The 11,208-nt window shown below is 68.2% G+C and carries 9 protein-coding genes; 1 reads left to right on the forward strand and 8 read right to left on the reverse strand.

All coding sequences use genetic code 11. The features are described 5' to 3' along the window. The 8 genes from VFZ20_RS22010 to coxB all read right to left on the reverse strand — a co-directional run. Positions 1–505 (reverse strand): hypothetical protein (locus tag VFZ20_RS22010; protein WP_329686101.1); only part of this gene is annotated, 505 nt, incomplete at its 3' end. A gap of 246 nt (positions 506–751) precedes the next feature. Then, positions 752–1,651, reverse strand: a complete 900-nt coding sequence (locus VFZ20_RS22015; RefSeq protein ID WP_329686102.1) for a LysR family transcriptional regulator — start codon at positions 1,649–1,651, stop codon at positions 752–754. A gap of 571 nt (positions 1,652–2,222) precedes the next feature. Beyond that, positions 2,223–2,705 carry a type II toxin-antitoxin system VapC family toxin gene (locus VFZ20_RS22020; protein WP_329686103.1) on the reverse strand — a complete coding sequence of 161 codons (483 nt, stop codon included), beginning with the start codon at positions 2,703–2,705 and terminating at the stop codon, positions 2,223–2,225. A gap of 616 nt (positions 2,706–3,321) precedes the next feature. Beyond that, positions 3,322–4,221: a cytochrome c oxidase assembly protein gene (locus VFZ20_RS22025; protein WP_329686104.1), complete on the reverse strand. Its 900-nt coding sequence runs from the start codon at positions 4,219–4,221 to the stop codon at positions 3,322–3,324. A gap of 21 nt (positions 4,222–4,242) precedes the next feature. Next, positions 4,243–4,674, reverse strand: a complete 432-nt coding sequence (locus tag VFZ20_RS22030) for a cytochrome C oxidase subunit IV family protein (protein WP_329686105.1) — start codon at positions 4,672–4,674, stop codon at positions 4,243–4,245. A gap of 8 nt (positions 4,675–4,682) precedes the next feature. Next, entirely contained in the window at positions 4,683–5,333 is a 651-nt protein-coding gene (locus VFZ20_RS22035) for a cytochrome c oxidase subunit 3 (RefSeq protein WP_329686106.1), read from the reverse strand. 113 nt (positions 5,334–5,446) lie between these two features. After that, positions 5,447–7,396: a cytochrome c oxidase subunit I gene (ctaD, locus tag VFZ20_RS22040; RefSeq protein ID WP_329686107.1), complete on the reverse strand. Its 1,950-nt coding sequence runs from the start codon at positions 7,394–7,396 to the stop codon at positions 5,447–5,449. A gap of 122 nt (positions 7,397–7,518) precedes the next feature. Next, positions 7,519–8,592 (reverse strand): cytochrome c oxidase subunit II, encoded by a 1,074-nt coding sequence (coxB, locus tag VFZ20_RS22045; RefSeq protein WP_329686108.1) that lies wholly within the window; start codon positions 8,590–8,592, stop codon positions 7,519–7,521. A 519-nt stretch (positions 8,593–9,111) separates the two neighbouring features. Here coxB and VFZ20_RS22050 point away from each other — a divergent pair. After that, positions 9,112–10,998, forward strand: a complete 1,887-nt coding sequence (locus VFZ20_RS22050) for an ABC transporter ATP-binding protein (protein WP_329686109.1) — start codon at positions 9,112–9,114, stop codon at positions 10,996–10,998. Positions 10,999–11,208: the final 210 nt, after the last annotated feature.

Below are 11,208 nucleotides of genomic sequence, written 5' to 3' on the forward strand. Positions count from 1 at the left end.
GCGTGATGGGGCCGTTCACCGTGCGCAGCTCCATGTCCCCGGCCACGCGCTCCACGGAGATGGGGCCGTTGTGCGCCTCCACGTTCAGGTCCGTGCGCGCGGGGACCAGGATCTCGTAGCTCACCCCCCAGCCGCCGTTGCGCCCGCCCGACTGCTCCGGCCCCGTCGCGCGGATGGTGCCGTCCGTGTTCACCCGGATTCGCCCGGCGATGTCGCGGGCCGCGTCGTCGCTGCGGGCCCACGTCTGCACGCGCGCCTGCACCACCACGTCGCGGCCCTCGTGCGTGCGCACGCTCACGCCGCCGTTCTGCGCGCCGTCCACGCGAAGGGTGCCGCGCGCCGGGATCCGCACCTCGCGCACCTCGCAGTGGGTGACGCGGCTGTCGTTCCAGCGATTGTTGCGGCAGCTCTGCACCCACTCCTGGCCGGAGCGCTGGGCGGCGGCCGTCTGCGCCAGCGTGCCGGCGGCCAGGATCGAAAGGAGAAAGAAGCGGGACGTACGCATCGTCGGCTCCGGATGGGTCGCGGGGTGTGCGAGACCGGCGGCACCGCGCCGCCATGGTCTTCGCGAGTTCAGATGCGCGGGAGCGACGGAGGGTTTAACTGCGGGTACGAAGGTACGCGGTACGAAGGTGCGGACGGATGAAGATGGCGTCGTGCGATGAAGGTCTCCCCTCTCCGCGAGGGACGAGCGGGGGAGGGGCGGGCCGCTGCCGGCGTGGCCTTGCCCCGATCGCGCAGCTCCTCCTCTCTACCCGCTGATCGGGTTCGTCCGGGCAGACTCCAGCACGGCGACGACGGCCGGGTGGCGCGGGCGGCGCTCCGCCGTCAGCGCGTAGAAGTGCTGCACGGCGTCGCGCGCGTGCCCCACCACCTCCAGGCCGTACACCTCCCGCAGCTCCTGGCCCACGGCGGCCGGCACGGCCACCACCCCCGCGCCGGACCGGGCCAGCAGCAGCGACTCCGCCCAGTCGTCCATCTCCGCCACCACCGTGGGCGCCACGCCCTGCGCCTGCAGCCACCCGTCCAGGATGCGCCGCAGCGCGCTTCCCGCCGGCGGCACGATGAACGGCACCCCGTCCAGCGAGCCCGGGAACCCGTCCACCAGCGTTCTCGCCGTCGCCGCCCACGCCAGCAGCATCACGCTGCTCTCTCCCAGGGCGTGCGGACGCGCGCGCACGGCCGAGCCCGCGGGCAGCCGCTCCGTGCACAGCACCAGGTCCACCTCGCGCGCGGCCATCTCCGCCGTCAGCCGCGTGAGCGAGCCGTGCCGAACCACCAGTCGCACCGGGCGCGGCATGGCCAGGGCCGGCGCCAGCAGCCGGTGCGTCAGCGCGGCGGGCACGCCCTCCGCCACGCCCACGGCCAGCCGCAGCGCGCGCCGTCCGCCCCGGTCCAGCGTCTCCAGCATCTCGCGGGCAAGGGCAAAGATCTCGTCCGCATAGGCGTACATCGTGGCGCCCGCAGGCGTAAGCGCCAGCCCGCGCCCGCTCTTTTCAAAGAGCTTGGTGCCCAGCGAACGCTCCAGCCGGGCGATCTGGCTGCTGACGGCGGGCTGCGTCACCCCCAGCTTGCCCGTCGCGGCCGCGATGCTCCCCTCGCGGGCCACCATCCAGAAGTACCAGAGGTGGTTGTAGTTGATGGCGGGCATCCGGGGCGCGGTTCGGACCAGGGACGGGCCCCGGCAGGTGGCATGCGATGGACGGGCCGTCCCGATCCGGGACGGCCCGTCCATGCCGCCGGCGCGAAGCCGGCGCCCGAAAGGAAGATGCGGGAGGCTGAAGCCGCGAAGTTTCTGGACTTCGCATCGTCGGGGGGGCGCCGCTGTGTGGTCCTGCAAAATGAAGGTGCGGCCCCAGCCTGCCCGCATCTACCCCTTCCGGTACGATCACGTGGGGTAAGTCTGCTACCCTCAGCAGTAGCAACCCCCGTTCCCGCGCGTGCCGGTGGGGCCGATTTTATTGAACCGGATGCGGTACAGCGACTTAGCGAAAACCTTGACATCGGACGGATGCCACCGGCCTGGGACGCGCACGGTACACAACGTGGCGCAAACTACCCAGTCTTCTTCTCGTGGACGAGCCGCAAGATCCGAGGAAGCCTGTGAAATGGCGGATGTCGCCCGCTGGTACGGCGCGCGGCGCCATCACGTTGCCCGTCGTCTAACGAGAAGCGTGCCACGACGCGCGTCCCCCCCTGCGCGCTCATTGTCCCCATCGGATTCACGCCGCCGGCCGAAGCACCTCCAGCCCCTCTCCTTCCGCCGCCCGGCACTGCGCCACGTCGTCGCTCACGAAGATGAACTGGTGCCCCTCCGACGCAAACCCCCTGGCCTTGAGCGCGGCGGCAAGCTGCACGGAGTCCGCCCCTCGGAGCCGATGACGCTCCACGAGGTCCGCGGCCAGCTCCATGCACCCGGTAGCCGGGATCACCACGAACACCGAACCGTGCTGCAGTTGTCGGCGGATGCGCGGCAACGTCACCTGTAGCGCCGCCGCGCTCATTCCTCGCCGCGCGGCGTCCGAACGCTCCTTCACCTGCATCACCGCCGAAACCGCTTCCGGCAGCACGAAGTCGCAGACGAGCACCTGCACACGGTCGGGATCACGATCAGCCGAGCGCACCAGCTCGCGTACGATGTCCATCCCGCGCTCCACCACGTGCAGCTTCGTGAACGCGGACGTGTCCAGGAAGCAGTACTTCACGGCTCGCACCGGCGCAGGCGAACAACCATGTCGCTCAGCGACGCACCGACGTCAATCGGTTCCGGGAGATCGCGCCCACTATCCGGCGAGGGCAACTGTACGATCATCCCTTGCTCCGCGGCCCGCCGGGCGAACTCCAGCAGCTCCGGCGGATGTAGAGAGACGGGCAGGGCCTTTCTTGCGGGTTTGCTCATCCGTTCTCCTTTCTCACGCGTGATCGGACGTCAGGTTTCAGAGGCACCCAGGTCACCCCGGCGCATGCGGATGACCGCGTCGCTCAGCTCATCCCCCGTCACGGGCAGACAGGGGCCGTCGGCCCATCGCCGCCCCGGCCGGGGCAGGTGCAGCGTGATCCCGCGCTCCGCGAGCCTGCGGCGCAGTTGCTCCCGGCGATCTGGATCGCTCGTAGCGGATTCGGGGGACCTGCGCGCTGGACTCGTCATCCTCAGCTCCCGGTTCGTGGGTTCGAACCGGAATCTAATCAAAACGCGCACGATGTCCACTTCCCGAAGACGCCACCGTGCGGACACCTTTTGTGACGCGCACGCAAAACGCGCCCGGACAACGGGTTGTCCGGGCGCGTCCATGCGATTCTCGTCGAAAAACCGGCCGCCGATCATCCCTGCGGATAGGGCGGCGGCACGATCAGGCCGGAGCGGGACACGGCCGGCTGGCGCAGGGACACGCCCTCGTCCAGGCGCCGCTCGCGCTGCGTCCACCGAAAGTACACGAACGTGATGGCCAGCCACAGCGTGAGCCCGCCCGGCACCCACATGATCACCCCGCCCAGCCGCTGGTCCTCCAGCGCCGACAGCCCGGGGACGATCCGCGGCGCCTCCACGTACCAGCCGTACAGCTCCGTCTGGCTGAACGTGATGAGCGCGGCGGAGATCATCATGGGGATGCCCACCAGGAACAGGTACACCATCTGGAGCACGGGCGCGATGCGCGGCAACTCCGGCAGCGGGCTCATCACCGGCCACCACATGATGGTGCCCGTCACCATGATCATCAGGTGCATGGTCACGTGCACCCCGTGGTCGCGCATCATCAGGTCGTACGGACCCGGAAAGTGCCACGCCAGGAAGATCACGTTGTTCAGCGCGAACGCCACCAGGGGCAGCGTGAGCGCCCGCGCGATGCGCCCCACCCACTTTCGGCGCACCAGCGGGCGCAGGGCCCAGTCCGGCGTGCCGTACAGCAGGAACGGCGGCATGATCAGGATGAGCACCAGGTGCTGCACCATGTGCGCGCTGAACAGGAAGTAGTCGCTCAGCTCGTGCATGGGGCCCTGCAGGGCCACGAACATCAGCGCCAGCCCCGCCACGAACGACGCCACCTTCTTTGCCGGCACGGGGTGCGCGCCGGCAAAGCGGTGGCGAAGGGGGCCAATCAGCAGGAAGTATCCGCCGCCCAGCAGCAGCCACCCCGCCATGAAGCTGGGGTACACCCGCCACTCGGACCACGAGAAGGTCTCGCCGTGAAGAAGCGCGAGACCCAGTACCGCGTTGAACATCAGGCCCTGCCCATCCAAAGGTTACCGCGAGGGGGGCGTCGTGGGCGCCGCCGGCTGGCCCGCGGGCGCCGTGGCGGCGCCGTGGATCCCCTCGTTGCTCGTCATGGTGCCGTGAATGGCCGTCGCCGTGCCGTGCACGGGGCCAAACAGCATGATCATGCCGCCGATCACCAGCGTGGCCAGCAGGGCCGGGAACACGAACAGCCCCGTGAACAGCTTGTGGTCGAACTTGAGGTGCATGTACAGCGCGACCACCAGCAGGAACTTGAGGGCCGACAGGAACAGGATGATGGCCGCCGCCGCCCCCGGCCCCAGCGTGCCTTTCTCCTCGCCCAGGTACCCCAGCACCTCCAGGACCGTGAGCCCGATGAGGGCCGCGCCGATCATCAGGTAGAACCGGTTGGTGGGGTGCGCGTGCTGGTTGTGCGCCACTTCCCGCGTTTCGCTGGACATGTCGCCGTTCACTTCACGAGGTAGATGAGGGGGAAGATCACGATCCAGATCACGTCCACGAAGTGCCAGTACAGGCCCGCCAGCTCCACGTTGAGCGACTTCTCGGGCCCGATGCGCCCCTTCCACGCCAGTGACGCCAGCGTGAGCAGGTAGATCACGCCCACCGTGACGTGCGCGCCGTGGAACCCCGTGAGCAGGAAGAACGTCGACGAGAAGAGGTTGCTCTTCAGCGTCATGTTGTCGTGCACCACGAAGTACGTGAACTCGTACACCTGGCAGCCCAGGAAGATGGCGCCGCCAAAGGCCGTCAGGAACAGCCAGAGTGCGCTCCTGGTGCGGTCGCCCCGCTGCGTGAAGTTCAGCGCCAGCACCATGGCCACCGAGCTCATCAGCAGGATGAACGTGCTGAACGTGGTGAGCGGGATGTTGAACACCCCCTGGTGGATGACGTTGCCCGCCCCGTCCAGCACGTCGTGCGGGTACGGGCCCTTGATGCTCTTGCCCTTGTACGCCATGTACGTGGCGATGAGCGAGCCAAAGAGCAGGCACTCGGAGCCGATGAAGCCCCAGAAGGCCATCTTGCGGCTGTCCAGCCCCGTGCTGGTGTCCAGGTGCGCCGGGTGCGCCGCGTGGGCGTCGAGCGCGTGGGAATGGTTCATTGCGAAGGTTCGGTTCCCGGTCTAAGACCTAGTGCCAAGTTCCAAGGGCCAAGTTCCAAGTGTACGGGTGCCTTCACTTGGCACTTGGCACTCGGGACTTGGCACTTCCGTCCTCACGGATGGCTGTGCCCCGGCTCGAAGGCCCAGGCGTAGATGGAGACGACGAGCGTAAGCGCGCCGACCACCGAGAGCATCCACAGGTTGTGCGCCCAGCCCTCCACGTGGCGGAACAGCAGGCCGATGAAGATGGACGAGATGCCCGCGGCCATGATGATGGGCCACACCGACGGCGGCGGCAGGTGAATGCCCAGGTCGTGCGCCGACATGCGGTTCACGTCGCTCTCCGGGTCGCGCACCTCGCCCACCTTGGTGCCCAGCAGCGTCACCTGCTCCGTCTCTTCCTCGACACGGCCGTGCGGGATGCCGCCCTGCTTGGTGGCGTCGCTCTCCCACAGGGGCATGCGCGAGTGCACCACGGGGATGGTGGCGAAGTTGTACACGGGGGGCGGGCTGCTGATGGCCCACTCCAGCGTGGACGCGCCCCACGGGTTGGCGCCCGCCAGCCGGCCGCGCTTCCACGACCACGCCATGTTGATCCCGAAGATGAGCGTGCCCAGGGCGATGATGAAGGCTCCGAAGGTGATGACCAGGTTCATCCCGTTGAAGCCCATGTTGTCGCCGTACGTGAAGATGCGGCGCGGCATGCCCAGCATCCCCAGGAAGTGCATGGGGAAGAACGTGAGGTTCATGCCCACGAGGGTGAGCCAGAAGTGCGCCTGGCCCGCCCGCTCGTCCAGCAGGCGCCCCGTGATCTTGGGGAACCAGTAGTAGATGCCGGACCACAGCCCCAGCACCGTGCCGCCAAAGAACACGTAGTGCAGGTGCGCCACCACGAAATACGTGTCCGTCTGCTGCAGGTCGCTGGGGGCGGCGCTGTGCATGACGCCCGAGATGCCGCCGATGGTGAACATCGCGATGAACGCGATGGAGAACAGCATGGCGGTGGTAAAGCGCAGGCTGCCGCCCCACAGGGTGCCCAGCCAGTTGAAGATCTTGATGCCCGTGGGGATGCCGATGAGCATCGTGGACAGCGAGAAGAAGCTGTCGGCGATGGGGCCCATGCCCGTGGCGAACATGTGGTGGCTCCACACGCCCCACCCCAGCCAGCCGATGAGCACGCCCGAGAACACCATCACGTTGTAGCCAAAGAGCGGCTTGCGGCTGAACGTGGGGAGCACCTCCGACACCATGCCCATGATGGGCAGGATGAGGATGTACACCTCGGGGTGTCCGAACATCCAGAACAGGTGCTGCCACAGCAGCGGGTCGGCGCCCTCGCGGATGTTGAAGAAGGTGCTGCCGAACACGCGGTCGAACATCAGCTGCGTCACGGCGATGGTGAACACCGCCATGGCCGTCACGATCAGGATGGCCGTGATGAGGGTCATCCACGTGAAGATCGGCATGCGCATGAGCCGCATTCCCGGCGCGCGCATGTTCACGATCGTCACGATGAAGTTGAGCGACGACAGGATGGACGACAGACCCAGGATCTGCAGGCCCAGGACGTAGAAGTCCATGTTCAGGCCCGGCGAGAACTCGCGGGTCGTGATGGGCGCGTAGGCGAACCAGCCCGAGTTGGGGCCCAGCTGCATGAAGATGCCGGCGTTGAAGAACAGCACGCCGAACAGGTACACCCAGTACGACAGCGCGTTGAGCCGCGGGAAGGCCACGTCACGCGCGCCGATCTGCAGCGGCATGATGTAGTTGAAGAACGCGGCCGTCAGCGGCATGAGCGCCGCGAAGATCATCGTGAGCGCGTGGACCGTGAACAGCTGGTTGTAGAAGTCCGCGCTGACGAAGTTGTTGTTGGGGACGGCCAGCTGCACCCGGATCAGCAGCGCCTCGATGCCGCCGATCAGGAAGAAGATGAACGCCGTCACCCCGTACATGATGCCGATGCGCTTGTGGTCGACCGTGGTGATCCAGCTCCACAGCCCCGTGGGCTCGGCGGGTGCGGCCATGTGATGGTGGGGGGCCGCCACCGTTGCTGTCGATGCCATTCCTGCTCCATCCGGGTTCGGGGCGCCGCCACGCCGGGCGCCTGATCACGAAGGGCCGTGCCCGGGATGGCGTCCCCGGGCGGCCGTCGCTGCTCTTGTTCCTGCCGTTCCGCCTGCCCCGCCTACTGCAGCGACTGCAGGTAGGCGACGATGTACTGGATCTGGTCTTCCGTGAGCGCGTTGGGGATGTCGCCGCCCAGCTGCGGCATCTTGCTCCCCGGCTTCATGGCCGGCGCGTTGCGCACCCACGCCGCCAGGTTCTCGGCGTTGTTCTCCACGATGCCCGCGGCCAGGGTGCGCCGGCGCCCGAAGTGCGTGAGGTTGGGGCCCTGCCGGCCCACCATGGGCGTGCCGTTGATGACGTGGCACCCCGCGCACACGCCCTGCGTCACGAGCTTCTTGCCCACGGCCACGGACGAGGTGCTGTCCAGGGGCTCCACGGCGGGACGGGCCTCGTTGTTGAGCCAGTCCTGGAAGCCCTGCGGCGTGTGGGCCACCAGGCGCATCTTCATGAGCGCGTGGCTGTCGCCGCAGAACTCGGCGCACTGGCCCAGGTACACGCCCGGCTCGCGCGGCGTGAAGATCAGGCGGTTGACGCGGTTGGTGATCAGGTCGCGCTTGCCGCCCATCTGCGGCACCCAGAACGAGTGCAGCACGTTGTCGGACTCCAGCAGCAGCTGCACGGGCTGGCCCACGGGAACGTGGATCTCGTTGGCCGTGATGATGGTGTCCTGCCCGCCGTTGACGGGGTACTGGAACTCCCACCACCACTGCTTGCCGATGACCCGCACGTTCAGGGCGTTGGCGGGCGGCTCGGGCTGCGTGGCGAAGATGGCCTTTACGGTAAAGACGGCGATCACGGCCACGATCAGGGCCGGGAACAGCGTCCACGCCACCTCGAGGGTGGTGTTGCCGTGGATCTGGCGGGGTTCCGGCGCCTCGGGGCGGTAGCGGAACTTCCACATGATCCAGCCCAGCAGCGCGAAGGTCACCAGACCCACGGCCACGCCCAGGTAGAGCGTGAGATTGAAGAGACCCATCTGGATCTCCGCCATCTCCGTCCTGGGCGCGTAGGTCGTCTGCGGGTACCGCGTCAGGTGGTCGTCGCCGCAGGCCGCGAGCAACGGCAGGAGGAGCCCGGCGGCGAGCGCCCCCAACCCGCGGCGCGGCTCGGCGGGAGCTGTGACTGACTTCATCGGCTGTGGGTGTTCGGCGTTCTTTCAGGTGGTGCGGCGGCCGCCGGCGGCGCACGTGCGCGCGGCCAACAGTACGGGAGGGCGGCTGAGCCGGCGGGATAATACGCCCGCCCGCCAGCCGCCGCCAGCCCCGGCGCGGACGCAGCTTCGCCCACGCGTTGCCGGGTGAAAGTAGGGCCCGTTCGCGGGTCTGTCTGTGGGGAAAACTCGGACGCGCGCCGGGGGATTGGACTACGGTGCTGAGGGAATAGGGAACAGGGAACAGGGAACAGGGAATAGCCCGCGGGGATCCGCGGAACGGCGGGTTACAGGGGACAGCCGGCAACGGCAGTCTGTACCTGGGCGTCGTTCGTCGACCTGCGCTTCCAACCCGCCGGGCCACGGGTCCGCCGCGGCTGATGGCTGTCCCCTGTAACCCGCCCCCCGCGGTTCTAGTCCGTTGCCCGCTATTCCCTATTACCTATTCCCTATTCCCTGCTCCCTCGTACCTTCCAGGGCATGGAACCCCAACACCCCACCATGCCCCGCCGCCGGCAGCCGCCCCCCGCGCCCACGTGGGCGCAACGATGGCGCGCCATGCGCAACCTGCCGCCGTTCCTGCGCATGGTCTGGCAGACGCACCGCGGCTACGTCACGGGCATCGCCCTGCTGCGGCTGCTTCGCGCGTTCATCCCCATCGCGTCGCTGTGGGTGGGCAAGCTCATCGTGGACGCCGTCGTCGCCGAGTCCCGCTCGCCCGGGGCGCCGGACTGGCGGCACGTGGGCGGGCTGGTGGCGCTGGAGTTCGGCATCATCGCCCTGGGCGAGGTGGCCGCGCGCACGGGGACCCTGCTGGAAAGCCTGCTGGGCGACCTGTTCAGCAACCGCATGAGCATCCGCCTGATGGAGCACGCGGCGGAGCTGGACCTGCAGCACTTCGAGGACCCCTCCTTCTACGACCGCCTGGAGCGCGCCCGCCGGCAGACGGTGGGACGCATCGCCCTGCTGTCGCAGCTCTTTGGCCTGGCGCAGGACGCCATCACCCTGCTCACGCTCACCGGCACCCTGCTGGCGTTCTCGCCCCTCCTGTTCGCCCTGCTGGTCCTCGCCGTTCTCCCTTCGTTCCTGGGAGAGACGCACTTCGCGGCGCTGGGCTACTCCCTGCTCTACCAGTGGACGCCGGAGCGGCGCAAGCTGGACTACTACCGCATGATCGCGGCGTCGGAAACGACGGCCAAGGAGGTCAAGCTCTTTGGCCTGTCCCCGTTCCTCATCGAGCAGTACCGCACGCTGGCGGACCGCTTCTACCTGGCCAACCGCGGGCTCGCCATCCGCCGCAACCTGGCCGGAACGGGCCTTTCGCTCCTTTCCACGCTGGGCTACTACGCGGCGTACGCCACCATCGTCTACCGCACGGTGCTGGGCCGGCTCACCCTGGGCGACTTGACGCTGCTCTCGGGGACGTTCTCCCGCTCGCGCGACCTGGTGCAGCGAACGCTCCTTTCCACGACGGACCTGTACGAGCAGGCGCTGTACCTGGACGACCTGTTCATCTTTTTCGCCATGAAGCCCGCCATCGCCCGGCCGGCACGGGCGCGCCCCTTTCCCCGGCCGTTCCGCGAGGGCTTCGAGTTCCGCGACGTGTGGTTCCGCTACCCGGAGACGGCGGAGGGCCCCGTACCCGCCACCGACGTCCCGGACGACGATCCCGCGTGGGTGCTGCGCGGCATCTCCTTTCGCATCCGCCCCGGTGAACGGCTGGCCCTCGTGGGCGAGAACGGCGCGGGAAAAACGACTATCACCAAGCTGCTGGCGCGGCTGTACGAGCCTGCGCGCGGCGTGGTGCTGCTGGACGGCCGGCCCCTGGCGGAGTACGACCCCGCGGACCTGCACGACCAGGTGGGCGTGATCTTCCAGGACTTCGTGCGCTACGACATGACGGCGGAGGAGAACATCGCCGTGGGGCGCATCGCGGAGCTCGCGCGGGGCGAAGGCGACGAACACGCGCGGGTGATCGACGCGGCGGAGCGGTCGCTGGCCGCGGAGGTGGTGGAGACGCTCCCCGCGCGCTACCGGCAGATGCTGGGACGGCGCTTTGACGGGGGCGTGGACCTGTCCGGGGGCCAGTGGCAAAAGGTGGCCCTGGGCCGCGCGTACATGCGCGACGCGCAGCTGCTCATCCTGGACGAGCCCACGGCGGCGCTGGACGCCCGGGCGGAGTACGAGGTGTTCCGCCGGTTCGCGGAATTGACGGAGGGCAAGATGGCCATCCTCATCTCCCACCGCTTTTCCACCGTGCGGATGGCGGACCGCATCCTCGTGCTGGAGAACGGACGCGTGCTGGAGGAGGGCACGCACGAGTCGCTGCTGGCCCTCGAAGGCCGATACGCGGAGCTGTTCAACCTGCAGGCGGCCGGCTACCGGTGAAGGATCAAAAGCGATTTCCTCACGCAGAGGGAGCAGAGGCAGCAGTACTGCGACTGCGTAGGATTGCCCCGGCTTGGTGGACACCAAGATAAGCCCGTAGGTTACGGGCAGGAGGTGACCATGGCCGAGAAGCGAAGGCAGTTCACGCGCGAGTTCAAGCAGGAAGCAGTGCGTCTGGTATCGAGTGGTGAGCGGAAAGTGGAAGAGCTC

Source organism: Longimicrobium sp. (genome assembly GCF_036280135.1).
In the GTDB taxonomy this organism is placed as follows: Bacteria; Gemmatimonadota; Gemmatimonadetes; order Longimicrobiales; family Longimicrobiaceae; genus Longimicrobium.